The organism is Citrobacter amalonaticus (assembly GCF_001559075.2).
GTDB classification, from domain to species: Bacteria; Pseudomonadota; Gammaproteobacteria; order Enterobacterales; family Enterobacteriaceae; genus Citrobacter_A; species Citrobacter_A amalonaticus_F.
On the sequence record NZ_CP014015.2, the window covers coordinates 2,204,885 to 2,227,835 of the forward strand.

Annotated in this window: 17 protein-coding genes and 1 pseudogene; 12 read left to right on the forward strand and 6 right to left on the reverse strand. The window is 53.9% G+C overall.

Annotation, left to right across the window (positions count from 1 at the left end; all coding sequences use genetic code 11):
- Nucleotides 1-36: 36 nt before the first annotated feature.
- The gene (gene gntK, locus AL479_RS10580) at nucleotides 37-564 is read left to right on the forward strand and encodes a gluconokinase (RefSeq protein WP_042322982.1); all 528 of its coding nucleotides are present in this window, start codon (nucleotides 37-39) and stop codon (nucleotides 562-564) included.
- Nucleotides 565-567: 3 nt separating this feature from the next.
- The gene (gntU, locus tag AL479_RS10585) at nucleotides 568-1,908 is read left to right on the forward strand and encodes a gluconate transporter (protein WP_044263856.1); all 1,341 of its coding nucleotides are present in this window, start codon (nucleotides 568-570) and stop codon (nucleotides 1,906-1,908) included.
- Here the strand turns inward: gntU and AL479_RS23935 are convergent.
- Both AL479_RS23935 and yhgN read right to left on the reverse strand, forming a co-directional pair.
- Nucleotides 1,901-2,050, reverse strand: a complete 150-nt coding sequence (locus AL479_RS23935; RefSeq protein WP_187394399.1) for a hypothetical protein — start codon at nucleotides 2,048-2,050, stop codon at nucleotides 1,901-1,903. The two genes, gntU and AL479_RS23935, sit on opposite strands and share 8 nt — an antisense overlap.
- Complete coding sequence (gene yhgN, locus AL479_RS10590; protein ID WP_042998459.1) at nucleotides 2,035-2,628, reverse strand: NAAT family transporter YhgN; 594 nt, start codon at nucleotides 2,626-2,628, stop codon at nucleotides 2,035-2,037. The genes AL479_RS23935 and yhgN overlap by 16 nt, the downstream gene beginning before the upstream one ends.
- A 191-nt stretch (nucleotides 2,629-2,819) precedes the next feature.
- On the opposite strand from yhgN, the gene asd reads away from it, so the two are divergent.
- From asd to AL479_RS10625, 7 genes are all read left to right on the forward strand, one after another.
- Nucleotides 2,820-3,926 carry an aspartate-semialdehyde dehydrogenase gene (asd, locus tag AL479_RS10595; RefSeq protein ID WP_061076056.1) on the forward strand — a complete coding sequence of 369 codons (1,107 nt, stop codon included), beginning with the start codon at nucleotides 2,820-2,822 and terminating at the stop codon, nucleotides 3,924-3,926.
- A gap of 269 nt (nucleotides 3,927-4,195) precedes the next feature.
- Nucleotides 4,196-6,382 carry a 1,4-alpha-glucan branching enzyme gene (glgB, locus tag AL479_RS10600; RefSeq protein ID WP_061076057.1) on the forward strand — a complete coding sequence of 729 codons (2,187 nt, stop codon included), beginning with the start codon at nucleotides 4,196-4,198 and terminating at the stop codon, nucleotides 6,380-6,382.
- Nucleotides 6,379-8,352 (forward strand): glycogen debranching protein GlgX, encoded by a 1,974-nt coding sequence (gene glgX, locus AL479_RS10605; protein ID WP_061076058.1) that lies wholly within the window; start codon nucleotides 6,379-6,381, stop codon nucleotides 8,350-8,352. The genes glgB and glgX overlap by 4 nt, the downstream gene beginning before the upstream one ends.
- A 17-nt stretch (nucleotides 8,353-8,369) precedes the next feature.
- Nucleotides 8,370-9,662 (forward strand): glucose-1-phosphate adenylyltransferase, encoded by a 1,293-nt coding sequence (gene glgC / locus AL479_RS10610; protein ID WP_061076059.1) that lies wholly within the window; start codon nucleotides 8,370-8,372, stop codon nucleotides 9,660-9,662.
- Nucleotides 9,663-9,664: 2 nt separating this feature from the next.
- Entirely contained in the window at nucleotides 9,665-11,098 is a 1,434-nt protein-coding gene (glgA, locus tag AL479_RS10615; protein ID WP_061076060.1) for a glycogen synthase GlgA, read from the forward strand.
- Between the two features lie 19 nt (nucleotides 11,099-11,117).
- The gene (gene glgP, locus AL479_RS10620; RefSeq protein ID WP_061076061.1) at nucleotides 11,118-13,565 is read left to right on the forward strand and encodes a glycogen phosphorylase; all 2,448 of its coding nucleotides are present in this window, start codon (nucleotides 11,118-11,120) and stop codon (nucleotides 13,563-13,565) included.
- 128 nt (nucleotides 13,566-13,693) lie between these two features.
- Complete coding sequence (locus AL479_RS10625) at nucleotides 13,694-14,449, forward strand: IclR family transcriptional regulator (protein ID WP_061076062.1); 756 nt, start codon at nucleotides 13,694-13,696, stop codon at nucleotides 14,447-14,449.
- Nucleotides 14,450-14,498: 49 nt separating this feature from the next.
- On the opposite strand, the gene AL479_RS10630 is transcribed toward AL479_RS10625, so the two are convergent.
- The 3 genes from AL479_RS10630 to AL479_RS10640 are packed head-to-tail and all read right to left on the reverse strand — an operon-like array spanning nucleotide 14,499 to nucleotide 18,501.
- Nucleotides 14,499-15,404, reverse strand: coding sequence for a dihydrodipicolinate synthase family protein (locus AL479_RS10630; RefSeq protein WP_061077962.1), 906 nt, complete (start codon nucleotides 15,402-15,404; stop codon nucleotides 14,499-14,501).
- Nucleotides 15,405-15,457: 53 nt separating this feature from the next.
- The gene (ilvD, locus tag AL479_RS10635) at nucleotides 15,458-17,173 is read right to left on the reverse strand and encodes a dihydroxy-acid dehydratase (protein ID WP_061076063.1); all 1,716 of its coding nucleotides are present in this window, start codon (nucleotides 17,171-17,173) and stop codon (nucleotides 15,458-15,460) included.
- Nucleotides 17,170-18,501, reverse strand: coding sequence for an MFS transporter (locus AL479_RS10640; RefSeq protein ID WP_061076064.1), 1,332 nt, complete (start codon nucleotides 18,499-18,501; stop codon nucleotides 17,170-17,172). The genes ilvD and AL479_RS10640 overlap by 4 nt, the downstream gene beginning before the upstream one ends.
- Before the next feature lie 337 nt (nucleotides 18,502-18,838).
- On the opposite strand from AL479_RS10640, the pseudogene AL479_RS10645 reads away from it, so the two are divergent.
- A pseudogene (locus tag AL479_RS10645) lies at nucleotides 18,839-19,947 on the forward strand (glycerol dehydrogenase).
- Nucleotides 19,948-19,994: 47 nt separating this feature from the next.
- Here the strand turns inward: AL479_RS10645 and glpD are convergent.
- Nucleotides 19,995-21,503 carry a glycerol-3-phosphate dehydrogenase gene (gene glpD / locus AL479_RS10650; RefSeq protein ID WP_061076065.1) on the reverse strand — a complete coding sequence of 503 codons (1,509 nt, stop codon included), beginning with the start codon at nucleotides 21,501-21,503 and terminating at the stop codon, nucleotides 19,995-19,997.
- A 199-nt stretch (nucleotides 21,504-21,702) separates the two neighbouring features.
- Here glpD and glpE point away from each other — a divergent pair, with 199 nt between their 5' ends.
- Complete coding sequence (glpE, locus tag AL479_RS10655) at nucleotides 21,703-22,035, forward strand: thiosulfate sulfurtransferase GlpE (RefSeq protein ID WP_061076066.1); 333 nt, start codon at nucleotides 21,703-21,705, stop codon at nucleotides 22,033-22,035.
- A 74-nt stretch (nucleotides 22,036-22,109) separates the two neighbouring features.
- Nucleotides 22,110-22,940 (forward strand): rhomboid family intramembrane serine protease GlpG, encoded by an 831-nt coding sequence (glpG, locus tag AL479_RS10660; RefSeq protein ID WP_061076067.1) that lies wholly within the window; start codon nucleotides 22,110-22,112, stop codon nucleotides 22,938-22,940.
- Nucleotides 22,941-22,951 lie beyond the last annotated feature (11 nt).

Here is a 22,951-nt window from a genome sequence, read left to right on the forward strand (position 1 = left end):
AACAATTCCTGATTCTTGTACTGTGGGGGCACCACTTTGAGCACGACTAACCATGATCACCACATTTACGTTCTGATGGGCGTATCGGGCAGCGGCAAATCCGCTGTCGCCAGCGAAGTGGCGCATCAACTGCATGCCGCGTTTCTTGATGGCGATTTTCTCCATCCGCGTCGCAACATTGAGAAAATGGCCTCCGGTGAGCCGCTCAATGATGACGACCGTAAGCCGTGGTTGCAGGCGCTGAATGACGCCGCGTTTGCGATGCAGCGTACCAACAAGGTTTCGCTGATCGTCTGTTCCGCACTGAAAAAACACTACCGTGACCTGCTGCGTGACGGTAACCCGAACCTCTCTTTCATCTACCTGAAAGGCGATTTCGACGTGATCGAAAGCCGTCTGAAGGCGCGTAAAGGCCATTTCTTCAAAACCCAGATGCTGGTGACGCAGTTTGAAACCCTGCAAGAACCGGGTGCTGACGAAAACGACGTACTGGTGGTGGATATCGATCAGCCACTGGAAGGTGTTGTTGCCAGCACCATCGAGGTCATTAATAAAAGGCAGTAAGTTTTGAGTACATTAACGCTTGTTTTAACAGCAGTAGGCTCTGTTCTGCTGCTGTTGTTTTTAGTGATGAAGGCGCGTATGCACGCCTTCGTTGCTTTGATGGTGGTGTCTATTGGTGCCGGTCTCTTTTCCGGTATGCCGCTCGATAAAATCGCGGCGACAATGGAAAAAGGGATGGGCGGTACGCTTGGCTTCCTGGCGATTGTGGTCGCTCTGGGGGCTATGTTCGGCAAGATTTTGCATGAAACGGGCGCGGTCGATCAGATTGCGGTCAAGATGCTGAAATCCTTCGGCCACAGTCGCGCGCACTATGCGATTGGGCTGGCGGGACTGATTTGCGCCCTGCCGCTGTTCTTTGAAGTGGCAATTGTTCTGCTGATTAGCGTCGCGTTCTCGATGGCGCGTCATACCGGTACGAACCTGGTGAAGTTGGTGATCCCGCTGTTTGCGGGCGTGGCGGCGGCCGCCGCATTTCTGCTGCCGGGGCCTGCGCCAATGCTGCTCGCTTCTCAGATGCACGCCGACTTTGGCTGGATGATTCTGATTGGTCTGTGTGCCGCCATTCCAGGGATGATTATTGCCGGGCCGCTGTGGGGCAATTTTATCAGCCGCTACGTTGAGCTGAATATTCCTGACGATATTACCGAACCGCACCTGGGCGAGGGCAAAATGCCGTCCTTTGGCTTCAGCCTGTCGCTGATCCTGTTGCCGCTGGTGCTGGTGGGGCTGAAAACCATCGCCGCACGATTTGTACCGGTTGGTTCCACGGCTTACCAGTGGTTTGAATTTGTTGGTCATCCGTTCACCGCGATTCTGGTGGCTTGTCTGGTGGCGATTTACGGCCTGGCGATGCGTCAGGGGATGCCGAAAGATAAGGTCATGGAGATCTGCGGTCACGCGCTGCAACCGGCGGGGATCATCCTGTTGGTGATTGGTGCTGGTGGTGTCTTCAAGCAGGTGCTGGTGGATTCTGGCGTGGGTCCGGCGCTGGGTGAAGCGCTGACCGGGATGGGCTTGCCGATTGCCATTACCTGCTTCGTGCTGGCGGCAGCGGTGCGTATCATTCAGGGCTCCGCGACCGTAGCCTGCTTAACGGCGGTGGGTCTGGTGATGCCGGTAATTGAACAACTGAACTTTTCCGGGGCGCAGATGGCGGCGTTGTCTATCTGTATCGCGGGCGGTTCGATCGTCGTCAGTCACGTGAACGATGCCGGTTTCTGGCTGTTCGGGAAATTCACCGGTGCGACAGAAGCACAAACGCTGAAGACCTGGACGATGATGGAAACCATCCTCGGCACCGTGGGCGCGATGGTGGGGATGGTGGCGTTTTCACTGCTTAGCTGAAAAAAATGTAGGCCGGATAAGCATAGCGCCATCCGGCAATACCGGGCAGATTGCCGGATGGCGGCGTAAACGCCTTATCCGACTTACAGGTGACACAAAGCCGGGCAATCGCCCGGCTTTGTTGTTTTATCCCTTCATCCACATCCGAATACCGTCCAGGAACATCTGGGTTGCCATCATCACCAGAATCAATCCCATCAGGCGTTCCAGCGCGTTCACCCCTTTCTCACCCAGCAGACGCAGAAACAGCGACGACTGCAGCAGAATCACAAACGTACCGCCCCAGGCCAGCAGCAGGGCAATCACCAGGTGGCCCATTTGATTCGGATACTGATGCGATAACAGCATCAGCGTGGCCAGAATCGTTGGACCGGCAACTAACGGGATCGCCAGCGGAACAATAAAAGGTTCTTCGCCTGCCGGAAGACCGGCACTGTTTCCGGTGGCGCTGGGGAAGATCATCTTGATGGCGATCAGGAACAGGATAATGCCCCCGGATATTGAAACCGTTTCGGCTCGCAAATTCAGAAATGCGAGAATTTTCTCGCCCGCAAAAAGAAAAATTAGCATCAGCAACAGCGCAATGAACAGCTCGCGCACCATGATCGCCCGACGCCGCTTTGGTTCGGTATGTTTCAGTACGGACATGAAAATGGGCAAGTTACCGAGCGGATCCATAATCAGGATCAATAAAACGGCTGCAGAAATGATTTCATTCATAACTCAAATTCCCTGATAATTGCCTCGGACTTTCTGCTCGCTTAAGCAGCGGGATAAGTCGCATTTCTGATGGCATCGCTATCATTGATTAAATTCACTTGCGACTTTGGCTGCTTTTTGTATGGTGAAGGATGAGCCAGTAGGACACTGGTCAGCATACACAGCACACATCTTTGCAGGAAAAAAACGCTATGAAAAATGTTGGTTTTATCGGCTGGCGCGGTATGGTCGGCTCTGTTCTCATGCAACGCATGGTTGAAGAGCGCGACTTCGACGCCATTCGCCCTGTTTTCTTTTCAACTTCCCAGCTTGGGCAGGCTGCGCCGACGTTCGGCGGTACCTCGACCGGCACACTTCAGGACGCCTTTGATCTGGACGCGCTAAAAGCGCTCGATATCATTGTGACCTGTCAGGGCGGCGATTATACCAACGAAATCTATCCAAAGCTTCGTGAAAGCGGATGGCAGGGTTACTGGATTGATGCGGCCTCTTCGCTGCGCATGAAAGATGACGCGATCATTATTCTCGACCCGGTTAACCAGGATGTCATCACCCGAGGCCTGAACAACGGGATTAAAACCTTCGTCGGCGGTAACTGTACCGTCAGTCTGATGCTGATGTCGCTGGGCGGTCTGTTTGCCCATGACCTAGTGGACTGGGTGTCGGTCGCGACCTACCAGGCGGCCTCCGGTGGTGGCGCGCGTCATATGCGCGAACTGCTCAACCAGATGGGTCAGTTGCATAACTACGTCGCTGATGAACTGGCAACCCCTTCTTCCGCCATTCTCGATATTGAACGCAAAGTCACCCAACTGACCCGTAGCGGCGAACTGCCGGTGGATAACTTTGGCGTCCCGCTGGCGGGCAGCCTGATTCCGTGGATCGACAAACAGCTTGATAACGGCCAGAGCCGCGAAGAGTGGAAAGGCCAGGCGGAAACCAACAAGATCCTCGACACCGCGTCCGTCATCCCGGTAGATGGCCTGTGTGTGCGTGTTGGCGCGCTGCGCTGCCACAGCCAGGCATTCACCATCAAACTGAAAAAAGACGTTTCCATTCCGACCGTAGAAGAACTGCTGGCGGCTCACAATCCGTGGGCGAAAGTGGTACCAAACGATCGGGATATCACCATGCGTGAGTTAACCCCAGCGGCCGTTACCGGTACGTTGACCACGCCAGTTGGCCGTCTGCGTAAGCTGAATATGGGGCCGGAGTTCCTGTCAGCCTTTACGGTGGGCGACCAGCTGCTATGGGGGGCGGCAGAGCCGCTACGCCGCATGTTGCGCCATCTGGCGTAACAGCGATTGTTATTTCAAGGGGTGCTGAGTCACCCCTTTTTATGCGTAAAAAAGGAGTAAACGCAGATGTATTATCTTTATGCAGGAGTTAATGAAAGTGTTGGCTATTCTTTAAGGGTGTCCTGATCGCGGTATCAGGGCTTTACCTGAAGGTAGGACGGGGCAGAGAGGATGCACAATTGTGCTGCGCCGTTCAGGTCAAAAAAAGTGTCGCTGACTGATATCAAACATCAGTTGGAGGAGTGACACCAAAAAACAGGATGAAAACCATGTCCGATCGTATCGATAGAGACGTGATTAATGCGCTAATTGCCGGTCATTTTGCGGATCCTTTTTCCGTACTCGGTATGCACCAAACCCCAGCCGGACTTGAAGTCCGCGCGCTTTTACCTGATGCCACTGAAGTGTGGGTGATCGAACCTAAAACCGGGCGCAAAGTCGGCAAACTGGACTGCCTCGACTCACGCGGTTTTTTCAGCGGTGTATTACCTCGTCGTAAAAATCCTTTTCGCTACCAGCTCGCCGTTGTCTGGCACGGCCAGCAAAATCTGATTGATGATCCCTACCGTTTTGGTCCTCTGATTCAGGATATGGATGCCTGGCTGCTGTCGGAAGGCACCCATTTGCGTCCCTATGAAACCCTGGGTGCGCATGCGGACACCATGGATGGCGTCACGGGAACCCGTTTCTCCGTCTGGGCGCCGAACGCCCGTCGTGTTTCAGTTGTCGGACAATTTAACTTCTGGGATGGTCGTCGTCACCCGATGCGTCTGCGCAAAGAAAGCGGCATCTGGGAACTGTTTATCCCCGGCGCACAGCACGGTCAGCTCTACAAATATGAGATGATCGACGCCAACGGCAACCTGCGGGTTAAAGCCGACCCTTACGCCTTTGAAGCACAGATGCGTCCGGAAACGGCCTCGCTCATTTGCGGTCTGCCCGAAAAAGTGGAACAGACCGAGGCACGCAAAAAAGCGAACCAGTTTGACGCGCCAATCTCCATCTATGAAGTGCATCTTGGCTCGTGGCGTCGCCATACCGACAACAACTTCTGGCTGAGCTATCGCGAGCTGGCTGACCAGCTCATCCCATACGTGAAATGGATGGGCTTTACCCATCTCGAACTGCTGCCGGTGAATGAGCATCCGTTTGACGGCAGTTGGGGTTATCAGCCTACCGGTCTTTATGCGCCAACGCGTCGTTTTGGCACGCGCGATGATTTCCGTTATTTCGTGAACGCTGCGCATCAGGCGGGTCTGAACGTGATCCTTGACTGGGTGCCGGGCCACTTTCCGTCGGATGATTTTGCTCTCGCGGAGTTCGATGGCACCAAACTGTACGAGCATAGCGACCCGCGCGAAGGGTATCACCAGGACTGGAACACGCTGATCTATAACTATGGTCGTCGTGAAGTCAGTAACTATCTGGTGGGCAACGCCCTGTACTGGATTGAACGCTTTGGTATTGACGCCCTGCGCGTGGATGCCGTGGCGTCGATGATTTATCGCGATTACAGTCGCAAAGAGGGCGAGTGGATCCCGAATGAATTCGGCGGTCGCGAAAACCTGGAAGCGATTGAATTTTTACGTAACACCAACCGCATTCTCGGTGAACAGGTGCCGGGGGCGGTGAGCATGGCGGAAGAGTCGACGGATTTTGCCGGCGTCTCTCGTCCCCAGGATATGGGCGGTCTGGGTTTCTGGTACAAGTGGAACCTCGGCTGGATGCACGACACTCTCGACTACATGAAGCTGGATCCGATTTTTCGTCAATATCATCATGATAAGCTGACGTTCGGCATGCTCTACAACTACACCGAAAACTTTGTTCTGCCGCTGTCGCACGATGAAGTGGTGCACGGTAAGAAATCGATTCTCGACCGTATGCCTGGCGATGCGTGGCAAAAATTTGCCAACCTGCGCGCCTATTACGGCTGGATGTGGGCTTTCCCGGGTAAAAAACTGCTGTTCATGGGCAACGAATTCGCTCAGGGGCGTGAGTGGAATCACGATGCCAGCCTCGACTGGCACCTGCTTGAGGGCGGTGACAACTGGCACCACGGCGTGCAGCGCCTGGTGCGTGACCTCAACCTGACCTATCGTCATCACAAAGCGTTGCATGAACTCGACTTTGATTCCTACGGCTTCGAATGGCTGGTGGTGGATGACAACGAACGGTCAGTACTGGCGTTTGTCCGTCGCGATAAGGTCGGGAATGAAATTATCGTCGTCAGTAACTTCACGCCGGTGCCGCGTCACGGTTACCGCTTTGGCGTCAATCAGCCGGGCAAATGGCGTGAAATTCTCAATACCGACTCGATGCACTACCACGGCAGCAATGCCGGGAACGGTGGGGCGGTCCATACCGATGAGATTTCCAGCCACGGACGCCCGCAATCCCTGAGTCTGACGCTGCCACCGCTGTCGACAATCTGGCTGGTTCGGGAGGCGGAATGACGCAATTGGTTGCCGGCAACGCCACACCGCATGGCGCAACGTATGACGGACATGGCGTGAATTTCACGCTCTTTTCCGCTCATGCCGAGCGCGTTGAGCTGTGTGTGTTTGACGCGTCGGGCAATGAGCAGCGCTACGACCTGCCAGCGCGCACCGGAGATGTCTGGCACGGCTATCTGGCCGACGCCCGTCCCGGTCTGCGTTATGGCTACCGTGTACATGGGCCGTGGCAGCCAGCGCAGGGTCACTGGTTTAATCCGGCTAAGCTGCTGATTGATCCCTGCGCGCGTCGCGTAGAGGGCGACCTGAAAGATGACCCGCTGATGCATGCGGGTTATGACCAGCCGGATCATCGCGATAACGCCGCCATTGCGCCGAAGTGCGTGGTGACAGCCGATCGCTATGACTGGGAAGACGATGCCCCGCCGCGCACGCCGTGGGGCAATACCGTCATCTATGAAGCGCATGTCAAAGGGTTAACGTACCTGCATCCGGAGATCCCGGAGGAGATTCGCGGCACGTACAACGCGCTCGGTCATCCGGTGATGATCAACTACCTGAAGCATTTGGGGATTACCGCGCTGGAATTGCTGCCCGTCGTGCATTTCGCCAGTGAACCGCGTTTACAACGGCTGGGGTTGTCGAACTATTGGGGCTACAACCCCGTCGCGTTGTTTGCGCTGCATCCAGCCTATGCCTGCTCGCCAGAGACGGCGCTGGATGAATTTCGCGATGCCGTTAAGGCGCTGCACAAAGCAGGCATTGAGGTCATTCTCGATATAGTGCTCAACCACAGCGCTGAGCTGGATCTGGACGGTCCGCTCATCTCCCTGCGCGGAATCGACAACCGTAGCTATTATTGGATCAGAGAGGACGGTGATTATCACAACTGGACCGGTTGCGGTAACACGCTCAATCTCAGCCATCCTGGCGTGGTGGAATATGCCCTTGAATGCCTGCGCTACTGGGTTGAAACCTGCCACGTCGATGGGTTTCGTTTTGACCTGGCACCGGTGATGGGGCGCACGCCGGCGTTTCGCCAGGATGCGCCGCTGTTCACCGCCATCAAACAGTGTCCGGTGCTGTCCGGCGTTAAGCTTATCGCTGAACCATGGGATATCGGGGCCGGTGGGTATCAGGTGGGGAATTTCCCCGCGCCGTTCGCGGAGTGGAACGATCATTTTCGCGATGCGTCACGCCGCTTCTGGCTACAGCGCAATGTGTCGCTCGGCGAGTTTGCGGGGCGCTTTGCGGCCTCCAGCGACGTGTTTAAGCGTGATGGGCGCAGCCCTTCCGCTTCCGTCAATCTGGTCACCGCACATGACGGTTTTACGCTCAGAGACTGCGTTTGTTTCAATCAGAAACACAATGAGGCAAACGGAGAGGAAAATCGGGACGGAACCGACAATAACCATAGCAATAATCATGGTAAAGAAGGATTAGGCGGCACTCTGGAGGTCGTCGAACGTCGCCGCGACAGCATTCATGCGTTGCTGACGACGCTTTTACTTTCTCAGGGAACGCCCATGTTGCTGGCCGGTGATGAACACGGACACAGTCAGCATGGCAACAACAACGCCTACTGCCAGGACAACGCGTTGACCTGGCTGGACTGGTCGCAGGCGAGCGGGGGATTAATCGATTTTACCGCCGCATTAATCAAATTGCGTCAGCAAATCCCGGCGCTGGTGGGAGACCATTGGTGGGAAGAGGGCGATGGCAACGTGCGCTGGCTTAATCGCTACGCACAACCACTGAGTGCGGATGAATGGCAATACGGGTCAATGCAGATGCAAATCCTGCTGTCGGACCGTTTTCTTATTGCCATCAATGCCGCGCTTGATACCGCTGAAATTGTTTTACCTGAAGGGGAATGGCGCGCTGTTCCCCCGTTTGCCGGAGAGGATAATCCGGTAATTACGGCTGTCTGGCCGGGACCTGCGCACGGACTGTGTGTGTTCCAGAGATGATCAAAAAGGAGTTAGTCATGGTGAGTTTAGATAAGAATGACCGTTTAATGTTGGCGCGCCAGTTGCCGTTGAAATCGGTTGCCCTGATTCTGGCGGGAGGACGAGGCACTCGTCTGAAGGATTTAACCAACAAACGTGCAAAACCGGCCGTTCACTTTGGTGGTAAGTTTCGTATTATCGATTTTGCGTTATCCAACTGTATTAACTCCGGGATCCGCCGTATTGGCGTCATCACGCAATATCAGTCTCACACTCTGGTACAGCATATTCAGCGTGGTTGGTCATTCTTCAGCGAGGAGATGAATGAGTTCGTCGATTTGCTGCCTGCCCAGCAAAGAATGCAGGGCGAAAACTGGTATCGCGGCACGGCAGACGCGGTGACGCAAAACCTCGATATCATCCGTCGCTATAAGGCGGAATATGTGGTGATCCTGGCGGGTGACCATATCTATAAGCAAGATTATTCGCGCATGCTGATCGACCACGTCGAGAAAGGCGCGCGCTGCACCGTGGCCTGTATGCCGGTGCCTATCGAAGAGGCCAGCGCGTTTGGCGTGATGGCGGTCGATGAAAACGAGAAGATCATTGAGTTCGTTGAAAAACCGGCGAACCCACCCGCGATGCCAGGCGATGCCACAAAATCCCTCGCCAGCATGGGGATCTACATTTTTGATGCCGATTACCTCTATGAGTTGCTGGAAAAGGATGACGGCGACGACGGCTCAAGTCATGACTTCGGCAAAGATATCATTCCGACAGTCACCAAAGCTGGCATGGCTTATGCACATCCCTTCCCGTTGTCCTGCGTTCAGTCGGATCCAGAGTCTGAGCCGTACTGGCGTGATGTCGGAACGCTGGAAGCGTACTGGAAAGCGAACCTCGATCTGGCATCCGTGACTCCGGAGCTGGATATGTACGATCAGAACTGGCCGATTCGCACCCACATGGAATCGTTGCCGCCGGCGAAATTTGTGCAGGACCGTTCGGGTAGTCACGGCATGACGCTGAACTCGCTGGTTTCCGGCGGTTGTATTATTTCGGGTTCAGTGGTGGTGCAGTCCGTTCTGTTCCCGCGCGTGCGGGTGAATTCATTCTGTAATATTGATTCGGCAGTGTTGTTACCTGAAGTCTGGGTTGGCCGCTCATGTCGCTTGCGCCGCTGCATTATCGATCGCGCCTGCGTTATCCCTGAAGGCATGGTGATTGGCGAAAATGCGGAAGAAGATGCCCGTCGCTTCTACCGTTCTGAGGAAGGCATTGTGCTGGTGACGCGCGAAATGCTGCGCAAACTGCAGGTCAAACAGGAGTGAGAATGCAGGTTTTACATGTATGTTCGGAGATGTTTCCCCTGTTGAAAACAGGGGGTCTGGCAGATGTGATTGGCGCGTTGCCGGCAGCGCAAATCGCGGATGGTGTGGATGCCCGCGTTCTGCTGCCCGCGTTTCCCGACATTCGTCGAGGCATCACGGATGCGCAAGTGGTCACCCGCCGCGACACGTTCGCGGGCAGGATTAGCCTGCTGTTTGGTCATTACAACGGTGTGGGGATTTACCTGATTGATGCCCCGCATCTCTACGATCGTCCAGGGAGTCCGTATCACGATACGAACCTGTTTGCCTACACCGATAACGTGCTGCGTTTTGCACTGCTGGGATGGGTAGGCTGTGAAATGGCCTGTGGGCTTGATCCATTCTGGCGCCCGGATGTGGTGCATGCGCACGACTGGCATGCTGGCCTGGCGCCTGCGTATCTGGCCGCGCGCGGACGTCCGGCAAAATCGGTGTTTACTGTGCACAACCTGGCGTATCAGGGCATGTTTTATGCACAACACATGAATGACATCCAACTGCCATGGTCGTTCTTTAACATGCATGGTCTGGAGTTTAACGGTCAGATTTCATTCCTGAAGGCCGGTCTGTACTACGCCGACCATATCACGGCGGTCAGCCCAACCTACGCGCGGGAGATCACCGAGCCGCAGTTTGCCTACGGTATGGAAGGGCTGCTGCAACAGCGCCATCGTGAAGGGCGTCTTTCTGGTGTTCTGAATGGGGTGGATGAGAAAATCTGGAGCCCGGAGACGGATCTGTTGCTGGCGTCGCGCTATACGCGTGATTCGCTGGAAGAGAAGGCGGAAAACAAGCGCCAGTTGCAGATCGCGATGGGACTGAAGGTGAATGATAAGGTTCCGCTGTTTGCCGTCGTCAGTCGCCTGACCAGCCAGAAAGGGCTGGACCTGGTGCTGGAGGCGCTGCCGGGTCTGCTGGAGCAAGGTGGACAACTGGCGCTGCTGGGGGCGGGCGATCCGGTGTTGCAGGAAGGCTTCCTTGCCGCTGCCGCCGAATACCCAGGCCAGGTCGGCGTGCAGATTGGCTATCATGAAGCGTTTTCGCACCGCATCATGGGCGGCGCGGACGTCATTCTGGTGCCGAGCCGCTTTGAGCCGTGTGGATTAACGCAGCTCTACGGGCTGAAGTACGGCACGCTGCCGCTGGTACGACGTACCGGTGGACTGGCAGATACGGTGTCCGACAGTTCGCTGGAAAACCTTGCCGACGGCATCGCCAGCGGGTTTGTGTTTGAGGACAGCAACGCCTGGTCCCTGCTGCGGGCTATCCGGCGCGCTTTCGTGCTGTGGTCTCGACCTTCGCTCTGGCGGTTTGTGCAACGGCAAGCGATGGCGATGGATTTTAGCTGGCAAGTCGCGGCGAAGTCATACCGCGAGCTTTACTATCGCTTGAAATAGATATTCAGGAATCATCATTATGAATGCTCCATTTACCTATGCATCGCCGACGCTGAGCGTAGAAGCACTTAAGCACTCTATCGCTTACAAGCTGATGTTCACGATTGGTAAAGACCCGGTTATTGCCAATAAGCATGAATGGCTGAACGCGACGCTGTTTGCGGTGCGCGATCGTCTTGTGGAGCGCTGGCTGCGTTCTAACCGTGCCCAACTGTCACAGGAAACCCGCCAGGTTTATTACCTGTCGATGGAGTTCCTGATTGGACGTACCCTTTCCAATGCGCTGCTATCGTTGGGGATTTATGACGATGTCCAGGGCGCGCTGGAGGCGATGGGCTTAGATCTTGAAGAACTCATCGATGAAGAAAACGACCCAGGTCTCGGTAACGGCGGTCTCGGGCGGCTGGCTGCCTGTTTCCTGGATTCGCTGGCAACCTTAGGGTTGCCGGGGCGCGGCTATGGTATCCGCTACGACTACGGGATGTTCAAGCAGAACATCGTCGATGGGCGACAGAAAGAGTCTCCCGATTACTGGCTGGAATACGGTAACCCGTGGGAATTTAAACGCCATAACACGCGTTACAAAGTCCGTTTTGGCGGCCGTATTCAGCAGGAAGGCAAGAAAACGCGCTGGATTGAAACCGAAGAGATCCTCGCGGTCGCGTACGATCAGATTATCCCAGGTTATGATACTGACGCCACCAATACGCTGCGTCTGTGGAATGCGCAGGCCAGCAGCGAAATCAACCTCGGTAAATTCAATCAGGGCGATTACTTCGCCGCTGTGGAAGATAAAAACCACTCCGAGAACGTGTCGCGCGTGCTGTATCCGGATGACTCCACCTACTCCGGGCGCGAACTGCGTCTGCGTCAGGAGTATTTCCTGGTCTCCTCGACGGTGCAGGATATCCTGAGTCGTCACTATCAGTTGCACAAAACCTACGACAACCTCGCGGATAAGATTGCCATTCACCTGAATGACACGCACCCGGTGCTGTCGATCCCGGAGCTGATGCGCCTGCTGATCGATGAACATCAGTTCACTTGGGACGACGCGTTTGAAGTGTGCTGCCAGGTCTTTTCCTACACGAACCACACGCTGATGAGCGAAGCGCTGGAAACCTGGCCGGTGGATATGCTGGGTAAAATCCTGCCGCGCCACCTGCAGATCATCTTTGAAATTAACGACTACTTCCTGAAAACGTTGCAGGAGCAGTATCCGAACGATACCGGTCTGCTGGGACGCGCGTCGATCATTGACGAGTCAAACGGTCGCCGTGTACGTATGGCGTGGCTGGCGGTCGTCGTGAGTCATAAGGTGAATGGCGTTTCCGAATTGCACTCTAACCTGATGGTTCAGTCGCTGTTCGCGGATTTTGCGACCATTTTCCCGACCCGTTTCTGCAACGTGACGAATGGTGTGACGCCGCGTCGCTGGCTGGCGCTGGCGAACCCGTCGCTTTCCGGTGTTCTGGATGAGAATATTGGTCGCACATGGCGTACCGATCTGAGCCAACTGCATGAACTCGAACAGCACTGCGATTTCCCGTTGGTCAATCATGCGGTACGTCAGGCGAAGCTGGAAAACAAAAAGCGGCTGGCAAACTATATCGCGCAGCAACTCAATGTGGTGGTGAATCCGAAAGCGCTGTTTGATGTCCAGATCAAGCGCATTCATGAGTACAAGCGTCAGTTAATGAATGTGCTGCACGTGATTACGCGCTACAACCGCATCAAGGCCAATCCGGATGCGCAGTGGGTGCCGCGGGTGAATATTTTTGCCGGTAAGGCCGCATCGGCCTATTACATGGCGAAGCACATCATTCACTTGATTAATGACGTTGCGAAGGTCATCAATAACGATCCACAGATTGGCGATAAGCTGAAGATCGTGTTTATCCCCAACTACAGCGTGAGCCTGGCGCAGCTGATCATTCCGGCGGCGGATCTGTCTGAGCAGATTTCGCTGGCAGGGACGGAAGCCTCCGGCACCAGTAACATGAAGTTCGCACTCAACGGCGCGTTGACTATCGGTACGCTGGACGGGGCGAATGTGGAGATGCTGGAACACGTTGGCGAAGAGAACATCTTTATTTTTGGTAACACGGCGGAAGAGGTCGAAGAACTGCGCAGGCAGGGCTATAAACCGCGTGAATATTACGATAAAGATGAGGAACTGCATCAGGTGCTGACACAAATCGGCAGCGGCATGTTCAGTCCGGAAGAGCCTGGGCGTTATCGTGATCTGGTGGATTCACTGATCAACTTCGGCGATCACTATCAGGTGCTGGCGGACTATCGCAGCTATGTCGATTGTCAGGACAAGGTGGATGAGTTGTATGGCCGTCCGGAAGAGTGGACCGCCAAAGCGATGCTCAATATCGCCAACATGGGCTACTTCTCCTCTGACAGGACCATCAAGGAGTATGCTGACCACATCTGGCATATTGATCCGGTGCGGTTGTAAGTCGTCATGTTAAAAAAGGAGCCTTCGGGCTCCTTTTTTGTGCGCGGTGATTGCGCATTGATATGGAATAACAACCGTCTGCTGGTGTATAGTGTCCGAGGAATTAATTATAATTAATTGATAAAGTTATGAAAAAAATCACAACATCGATTCCCGCCCTCGACAAAATTATGCGCGTCTTCGCTTATCTGATGGAATGCGATGGCGCGACGTTCACGCAAATTCATCAAAATTCGGGAATCGCAAAAAGCAGTACCTCCTCTTTACTGACGGGCATGGTTGCGCATGGCTTATTGCGTCAGGAAAAAGACAAATATTATCTGGGGCTACGTCTCTACGAATTAGGGAATAAAGCCGCAGAACAGTACGATATTAAAAAAATAGCGCTGCCCGTCCTGGAAGAAATTCGCAATGCGACGGGTTTAACCTGTCATCTTGGCGTGCTTGAAGGCGACTCTCCTATTTATCTTCTCAAGCTGGAAAGCCCACAGGCAATTGTGATCCGCAGTTGGGAGGGCAAGCGCCTTTCGCTGCATAGTTCGGGTCTGGGGAAAGTGTTGATTGCCTGGCTTAATCCGGAAGAGCTGGATGAGTTGCTGCCGCCCGATCAGGTTCTGACGCGCTATACCGAAACGACAATTACCGATGTGAATATCCTGAAGCAGGAATTGGCCGGGATCCGTCAGCGCGGCTGGGGTTATGATAACGAAGAAGATTCTTTAGGCGTTCGTTGCATCGCTGTGCCCATATTTAATGCCGAAGGGAAGGTAGTGGCGGCCTTGAGCGTGTCGGGCGTCGCGTTCCAGATCCCGGATGATAAACGAGAAGCGCTTGCCATGCAGATGATGGATGCCAGTCGTCGTCTGTCGTCGATGTTGCGCTAGTCTTTTCGCTGCACAAAGAAAAGGCGGGCGCTAAGCCCGCTGATGAGGGTTACAACCCGGCGCGCTGTAAAACCTTTTTCAGGCTGGCGATATGCGCCTCGCTTGCCGGTTGCACTGGCGGCATAACCTCAACCGGGATATCAATGCCGCTGAGTTGGATGGCTTTTTTGATGATCCCGAAGAAAGGCGTATCCAGACTGTAAATGGTTGATAACGCAGACAGTCGGCGTTGCAGGCGAAACAGCGTCTCATACTCTTTTTCGCACCAGGCACGATAAATTCCACAGGTTAACTGCGGAGCAAAGTTAGCGGTCGCAGGGATCCCGCCATTTCCCCCCATGATCAACGTGTCCATCATATATTCATCGTAACCCGAGAAAATAACAAAGTCAGGGCGAACCGGTCGTACAGTATTGATGATTTCGCGAATATGGCTAATGTTATCCACGGTATCTTTTATACCGATGATATTGGGAATGTCATGTGCCAGCCGGGTAATTAAATCAATGCTGAGATCCTGGCCGGTAAGCGCCGGAAAGTTATAGAGAATAACCGGTGTTTTGATACTTTCGGCGACAGTTTTGAAATGGTGATAAATATAATCATCAGTCAGCCGTGCATAATAAGGATTGAGAACCAGGACGGCATCGACTTCCAGACTGTCAGCATGTCGACCGTAATCAATGACGTCTTGCGTGCTGGTGCTGCTGATCCCTAACAGCACGGGAATTCGATGATTGATATGTTGAACACAAAACTCAGCGGCTTCCAGACGCTGCTCTTTTGTCATATGGCAGAACTCACCGCCGCTGCCAAGCAATAATACACCGTTAACCTCGTTCGCAATAAGATGGTCAAGTAAGGTCGCCATCCCTTTCTTATCTAATTTCCCCTGGGCATTAACAATGGTCGGAACAGGCGGAAAGACACCGTTGAATTTTTCTGTTTGCATAATGAGTTTATCCTTAAAAGCAGGTGGGCTGGCGATAATGCCGCCCACCAGGGACGTTATTTAATCCAGGCTCCCGCCATTAATGAGGTTGCGTTGGTCGTAAATTGCTTAAAGACGCCGCGTCGGTTTGAATAATCCGGTTTTGTCCAGTTTGTCCGACGGCGTTCAAGACAGTGCTGAATTTCTTCTTCTGTTTTGTACTCCCCGTGAATGCCAACAATGTTGAGCTTGCGCCCTTTAACGTCCATTTCGATGAGGTCGCCGTCTTCGACAAGCGCAATGGGACCGCCATCAGCGGCTTCCGGTGAAACATGGCCGACGCAAGGGCCGCTGGTCGCGCCGGAGAAACGACCATCGGTAATCAGGGCGACTTTGCCATCAAGTCGTTTGTCGTAAACAATCGCGTCTGTGGTCATGAGCATTTCCGGTGCTCCCGATCCTTTAGCCCCTTCGTAGCGGATAAAAATGACATCACCCGGTTCGATGTGGTTATGAATAATGGCTTGCTGGGCATCTTCTTCCGAATTGAAGACGCGCGCAGGGCCGGTATGGTGGTGCATATCTGGCGCGCAGGCGGCATATTTAATGACTGCGCCTTCTGGTGCGATATTGCCTTTTAGAACGGCAATCGACCCTTTCTTGGTGGCGTTTTCCGGCTTACGAATCACCTCTTCCGGGCTGACCCGATAATTACTCAGATAACCGTGGTTGCGGGTAAAGAAACCGGACTGATGGAGCATCTCCAGGTTTTCACCCAGCGTCCGGCCAGTCACCGTCAGGACATCCAGATCCAGATAGTCGCGAAGATACCATTGCACCATCGGCACGCCGCCCGCGAACCACATCATTTCTGTCACATACTGGCCGCTGGGTTGAATATTGGTGAGGTAAGGGATCTCATTGTTTATCTGGTCAAACAGTTCAGGTTTCAGTTCCCAACCCAGCTCATGGGCGATCGCCGGGAGATGGATCATGGCGTTGGTGCTGCCTCCGATGGCGGCATGGACCTTAATGGCGTTTTCAAACGCGGCAGGCGTGAGAATCTTATGCGTCGTGATATTTTTCTCTGCCAGATATAGCGCCTGATGACCGGCGCTCCGCGCGATGCGACGAATTTCCGCCAGTGTGGAGGGCAGTAACGCGCTTCCCGGTAAGGCAAGGCCCAGCGCTTCAGACATGCACTGCATCGTGCTGGCGGTGCCCATAAACTGGCAAGCGCCTGCCGTCGGACAACCGCACTGCTGCATGGCCTCCACCTGCTGGATGCCGATCTCGCCTTTCTTGAGTTTGGCGGTAATGCCACCGAGATCGGACGTGCTCATATTCGGCGCCGGACGCATAGAGCCGCCGGGGATATGCAGCATCGGTAGATTCAGGCGCGCAGCGGCGATCAGATGCGCCGGGATCGATTTATCACAACTGGAGATCAAGATACCGGCATCGTATGGCACGACGGAGGCATGAATTTCGACCATGTTCGCGATAGCCTCGCGGGAGGCTAAGATATAGTTCATCCCGTCATGACCCTGACCCCAACCATCACAAATATCGGTCACGTGGTGACGAACGGCACGACCGCCGCTTTCGTGAATGCCTAAGACGGCTTCATCGCCCAGATGATTAAGATGAAAGCTGCCGGGATGACTTTCGCCGTAGCAATCATCCACCAGAACCTGCAGTTTATTGACATCTTCTTTGGTGTAATTCATCCCCAGACGCAGGGCGTCCAGTTGTGACCACAGGTCACGGGCGTGTTGGCATTTCTGACTCATTTGGCGATTCCTTCTTGTTTGAGCGACGTCTCAGGCGCCGATGCATGATGAGGGTTGCTACTGCCTGCAGGACGGGCAGTCACCGAAGGTAAACTGAACAGCAGCGCGACGGCGATGAGGAGTGCGGCCACCAGCACCGTCATCCCCGCCGTTTGTGAGAACGTGACGGTTAACAAGCCCACCAGATAAGGGCCAATAAAGCCGCCGATGTTGCCTAATGCGTTGATGGTGCCGCGTACGCCGCCCAGCACGTTGGGAGCGAAGAGTAATGGTGGTAATGTCCAGAACGGCCCCGCATAGGCCTGCAGGAAGAAGCCGCAGATGACCATCATGCCGTACGCCAGCCAGACGTTATCTTTCAACAGCAGGGAGAGTGCGAGACAGGCGGCAAAGCCCAGCAACGGAATTGCCGTGTAGAGGCGGCGATTCATGGTTTTGTCGCACCATTTGGCAATGTAGTACTGACCGACGATGCACAAAATGTACGGTGCCGCCGTCAGCAAGCCGACGATAGTCATTCCGCTGCCGGTCAGGTGTTTAATCAGGTTTGGCATCCAGAGGGCGAAGCCGTAGAAACCGACCTGCACGAAGAAGTAGATGCCGATCAGCTTCCACAAGTTAATGCTGCGCAGAACATTGCGGATGCTGCTTACCTCACCCCCGATCGTCAGCGCGCGATCGGCCTGCAATTTCTGTTCGATCCAGGCGCGCTCTTTAGGATCCAGCCATTTGGCCTGGTGAGGATGGTCAGAAACCAAAGGCAACCAGACGAACAGCAGGCCGAGTGAGAGTAAACCCTCGATGACGAACATTTCTCGCCAGCCATAGGTTTCAATCAGCCAACCGGAAAGTGGGCCGGTGATGATCGACGCTACGGCAAGGTTCATCTGGAAATAGGCAATCGCCCTTGCGCGTTCTTCATTGGGAAACCAGTGACCAATCAGTGCGAGGATTGCGGGATAGACTGCACCCTCCGCGACGCCAAGGATAAAGCGGATAATCAGCAACTGGGTCGGTGTCTGGACAAAACCGGTCAGCAGCGCGAAGCCGCCCCATGCGACGATGGTCCAGGCGATTAATTTCTTGGCGCTGAATCGTTCTGCAATTTGACCTCCGGGGATTTGCAAAAAGATATAACCAATAAAGAAAATACCGGCGACCAGACCAGCAAACGAGGCGGTCATCCCCAGGTCTTCTTCCATCCCTCCCGCAATCCCAATCGCGATGTTCGTCCTGTCCATGTAAGCCACGATATAAACGAGGATGGTGGCTGGAATGATATGTAGCCAGCGTCCTCGCGTAGTCGGTTTATCGAGTTCAATGCTCATTAGCGCATCCCTTAATAGTAGAAGTAATTTGTTCTGTATATAGAACTATTGTTCTGTATACAAATACTATGAGGGGATAAATTTTGAGCGTCAATTCCATATTCTCAGCAAGGTTATGTTTTGTGATTTGCTTCATATCCTGCTGCAAAAACCGCAGAATCACGTTTCATTGCTAAAAGCAGGCCAGTTTTCCGGGGAAGCATCAAAAGTGTGTCACTCTTCACAGGATGACGCTTTCTACTGATTTGTGAGTTGTGTACGTCGAGGATCTTGCAATAAATTCCCTATATAGAATCTATGTTCTGTATATTGAACTTTACTGGTAAGGAGAATTTGAATGGTCACAACGGCAATATTTCCGTCTCGCTATGTTCAGGGAAAGGGCGCATTGACAACGCATCTGCCTCAGGAACTCGCCTCTTTAGGGCATAAAGCGCTTATTTTACAAGATCCTGTGGTTTACGAGAGATATCAGGATACGCTCGCGTCGGCACTTCACGGCGTGCTTGATTTTGAAATTGAGGTTTTCAATAGCGAATGCAGTGATGAAGAGATCGCCAGAATTTCTGCGCGTGCGCAGCAAGTCGGGGCGGATGTTATTGTGGGTATGGGCGGTGGAAAAACATTAGATACCGCCAAAGCGACAGGGGCAAGCTTGCGTCTTCCTATTGCCGTCGTTCCCACGCTTGCCTCAACGGATGCCCCTGCAGCTCATTAGTCGTCATCTATACACAGGAAGGTCAATTCAAACGCTATCTGATGATCCCCCGTAATCCCACGTTGGTGTTGGTGGACAGCGCCATTATTGCCGCCGCGCCAGTGCGTTTCTTAATCTCCGGAATGGGGGATGCGTTGGCGACATGGTTTGAAGCCGAGGATTGTCGGATAAAAGGGGCCGGGAATATGACATCCCGTCCAGGCCCTATGACGGCTTTTGAGCTGGCCCGTTTCTGTTACAACACATTGATTCGCTACGGTCGTATGGCAAAGCTGGCCTGTGAGCAGCACCAGGTTACGCCAGCGCTGGAACATGTGATTGAAGCCAATACGCTGTTATCCGGGCTCGGTTTTGAAAGTGGAGGACTGGCGGCAGCGCATGCTATTCATAATGGTTTAACCGTACTTCCCGCAACACATCAGTACTGGCATGGTGAAAAAGTGGCCTTTGGTACGTTGGCAATGCTGGTGTTAACCGACAGGGCGCCTGAACTTGTCGAAGAGGTCTATCAGTTCTGTGAGGACGTGGGGCTACCGATAACGCTGGCAGATATTGGTCTGGCTGACGTCAACGATAAAGAGCTACTGGCAGTGGCACAGGCAGCCTGTCAGGTGGGAGAAACGATGCATAATGAACCCTGCGAAATTACGCCTGAAGCGGTACTTGCTGCATTACGAACTGCAGATGCGCTTGGACAAGCGCGGAAACGGAAAATGAAGTCACTCTGAAAGTAATAAAACGCCCGGTAGCGCGTGTCTATCGGGCGTAATATTATTTAAGACGCCAGTGAAAGCTGATGTTTCTCGACGTACTCCGCCAGCCACTGGGTCATGCGGGACTGCTGTTCGGCGTTGAGCCACATGCCTTCTTTCGTACGACGCCACAGCGCATCGTCCGCGCGGCGAACCCATTCGTGATCTACCAGATATTTCAGCTCTGCTTCGTAGAATTCATGGCCGAAGTCTTCGCCCAGGTCAGCGATCGTCGTGGCTTCACCCAGAATCCACTCCGTGTTGCTGCCGTAGGTGCGCGAATAGTGGCGCGCCAGCGATTCTGTCAGGAACGGATAGCGACGGCGCAGTTTCGCCGCGTAGTCTTCGCGATCGCCACCGATTTCACCGCCTGGCAGCACGCAGTCTTTGGTCCATGCCGGACCAATGCCCTGATAGTACGACGACAGTTTCTCCATCGCGTGCTCGGCGAGCTTACGGTAGGTGGTTAACTTACCGCCGAAGACAGAAAGCAGCGGCGCTTTACCGTTTTCATCATGAATATCCAGCGTGTAATCGCGGGTGATGGCCTGCGGTGAATCCGACTCGTCGTCGCAAAGCGGACGCACACCAGAATAGGTCCAGACGATATCGTCGCGACCAAGCTGTTTCTTGAAGTGCGCGTTGTACACTTTCAACAGGTAATTGATTTCGCTTTCGTCGATTTTTACCGCTTTTGGGTCGCCTTTGTATTCGACGTCGGTGGTGCCGATGATTGAGAATTCATCCATCCACGGAATAACAAACACAATGCGTTTATCTTCGTTTTGCAGGATATAAGCCTGTTTCTGGGTATGGACGCGCGGCACCACGATGTGGCTGCCTTTGATCAGGCGAATACCGTATGGCGAAGGCAGATGCATGCCTTCGTCGAAAAATTCTTTTACCCACGGACCCGTGGCGTTGACCAGCCCACGCGCCTGCCAGGTGAATGTCTTACCGGTATCGATATCTTCGGCTTCGACGATCCACAGACCGTTTTCGCGACGCGCAGAGGTTGCGCGAGTACGGGTTAGCACTTCCCCCCCTTTACGCACCACCATCTGGGCATTGGCCAGTACCAGACGCGCATCGTCTACCCAGCAATCGGAATATTCGAAACCGCGCACAATTTCCGGTTTCAGTACAGACTCTGCGCCAAAACGCAAACCGGCAGAACCCGGCAGGCTGGTGCGTTTGCCCAAATGATCGTACATAAACAGACCAATGCGAATCATCCATGCCGGACGCAGGTGCGGGCGATGCGGCAGACGAAAGCGCATCGGGAAAGCGATATGCGGTGCCATTTTCAGCAGCACTTCGCGTTCAGCCAGCGCTTCGCTCACCAGCCGGAATTCGTAGTGTTCCAGGTAGCGCAAGCCACCGTGGATGAGTTTAGAACTGGCAGAGGAGGTCGCACACGCAAGATCTTGCGCTTCCAGCATCAGCACGGATAAACCGCGTCCAGCGGCATCTGCCGCGATACCGGCACCGTTGATGCCTCCCCCTATCACAATCAGATCTTTGGTTTCCATGCTGCCCTCTTGCACTTTCGTTATAGCTCATAAATGTTCGTTATCGAGCATAATAGCAAAGAAACGTGTCATTGGTAACATCGAATAAACAATTTACAGTGATACATATAACATTATGGCGTTTCACTCCCATGGGGACGTACACTAACGGGTAAAATGCCGAAAACGTTTCACCTGCACGATATAAAGAAGAGAATGTATGGATCAGTTTGAATGTATTAATGTTGAAGAAGCGCACCAGAAGCTGCATCAGGGCGCGGCGGTACTGGTGGATATTCGCGATCCACAAAGTTTTGCGATGGGTCATGCTCCCCAGGCATTTCACCTGACGAACGACACGCTGGGCTCGTTTATGCGCGATCATGATTTCGATACGGCGGTTATAGTCATGTGCTACCACGGCAACAGCAGCAAAGGCGCGGCGCAATATTTGCTCCAGCAAGGCTATGACGCGGTCTACAGCGTAGACGGCGGATTTGACGCCTGGCATCGCCATTTCCCTGCAGAAGTGACATACGGTTCGTCTTTGTAGCCAACAAAGATGCAGCTTGAAATAAGAAGGGTATATATACTGTCCTCTTTTGTATGGATTAAGCGACAGCAACCATGTTGATGATTACCTCTTTTGCTAACCCCCGCGTGGCGCAGGCCTTTGTTGATTACATGGCGACGCAGGGCGTTATCCTGACCATTCAACAACATCATCAAAGCGATGTCTGGCTGGCGGATGAAACGCAGGCCGAACGTGTGCATGCGGAGCTGGCGCGTTTTCTGGAGAATCCCGGCGATCCGCGCTATCTCGCGGCCAGCTGGCAGTCCGGTCATACCGGCAGTGGACTTCATTATCGCCGCTTCCCGTTTATTGCCACACTGCGTGAGCGTGCCGGCCCGGTCACCTGGCTGATTATGGCGGCCTGCATTCTGGTGTTTATCGTCATGAATATCGTTGGCGATCAAACCGTGATGGTGTGGCTGGCCTGGCCGTTTGACCCGTCATTACAGTTTGACGTCTGGCGCTACTTCACTCACGCCTTCATGCACTTTTCGCTGATGCATATCCTCTTCAACCTGCTGTGGTGGTGGTATCTTGGCGGTGCGGTTGAAAAACGTTTAGGCAGCGGCAAACTGATTGTGATTACGGTCATCAGCGCCCTGCTGAGCGGATATGTACAGCATAAGTTTAGCGGCCCGTGGTTCGGCGGGCTTTCCGGCGTCGTTTATGCGCTGATGGGCTACGTCTGGCTGCGTGGCGAGCGCGATCCGCAAAGTGGGATCTACCTGCAGCGGGGGTTGATTATTTTCGCGCTGATTTGGATCGTCGCCGGATGGTTTGATTTGTTTGGGATGTCGATGGCCAATGGCGCACATATCGCCGGGCTGGCAGTTGGGTTGGCAATGGCGTTCGCGGATACGATAAATGCGCGAAAACGAACATAGTTCCAGGGAAT

What these genes read in the sequence shown, in the direction of transcription:
- yhgN (WP_042998459.1), bottom strand. Translation starts at nt 2,628, where the DNA reads ATGAATGAAATCATTTCTGCAGCCGTTTTATTGATCCTGATTATGGAT.
- asd (WP_061076056.1), top strand. Translation starts at nt 2,820, where the DNA reads ATGAAAAATGTTGGTTTTATCGGCTGGCGCGGTATGGTCGGCTCTGTT.
- glgB (WP_061076057.1), top strand. Translation starts at nt 4,196, where the DNA reads ATGTCCGATCGTATCGATAGAGACGTGATTAATGCGCTAATTGCCGGT.
- glgX (WP_061076058.1), top strand. Translation starts at nt 6,379, where the DNA reads ATGACGCAATTGGTTGCCGGCAACGCCACACCGCATGGCGCAACGTAT.
- glgC (WP_061076059.1), top strand. Translation starts at nt 8,370, where the DNA reads ATGGTGAGTTTAGATAAGAATGACCGTTTAATGTTGGCGCGCCAGTTG.
- glgA (WP_061076060.1), top strand. Translation starts at nt 9,665, where the DNA reads ATGCAGGTTTTACATGTATGTTCGGAGATGTTTCCCCTGTTGAAAACA.
- glgP (WP_061076061.1), top strand. Translation starts at nt 11,118, where the DNA reads ATGAATGCTCCATTTACCTATGCATCGCCGACGCTGAGCGTAGAAGCA.
- AL479_RS10625 (WP_061076062.1), top strand. Translation starts at nt 13,694, where the DNA reads ATGAAAAAAATCACAACATCGATTCCCGCCCTCGACAAAATTATGCGC.
- ilvD (WP_061076063.1), bottom strand. Translation starts at nt 17,173, where the DNA reads ATGAGTCAGAAATGCCAACACGCCCGTGACCTGTGGTCACAACTGGAC.
- AL479_RS10640 (WP_061076064.1), bottom strand. Translation starts at nt 18,501, where the DNA reads ATGAGCATTGAACTCGATAAACCGACTACGCGAGGACGCTGGCTACAT.
- glpD (WP_061076065.1), bottom strand. Translation starts at nt 21,503, where the DNA reads ATGGAAACCAAAGATCTGATTGTGATAGGGGGAGGCATCAACGGTGCC.
- glpE (WP_061076066.1), top strand. Translation starts at nt 21,703, where the DNA reads ATGGATCAGTTTGAATGTATTAATGTTGAAGAAGCGCACCAGAAGCTG.
- glpG (WP_061076067.1), top strand. Translation starts at nt 22,110, where the DNA reads ATGTTGATGATTACCTCTTTTGCTAACCCCCGCGTGGCGCAGGCCTTT.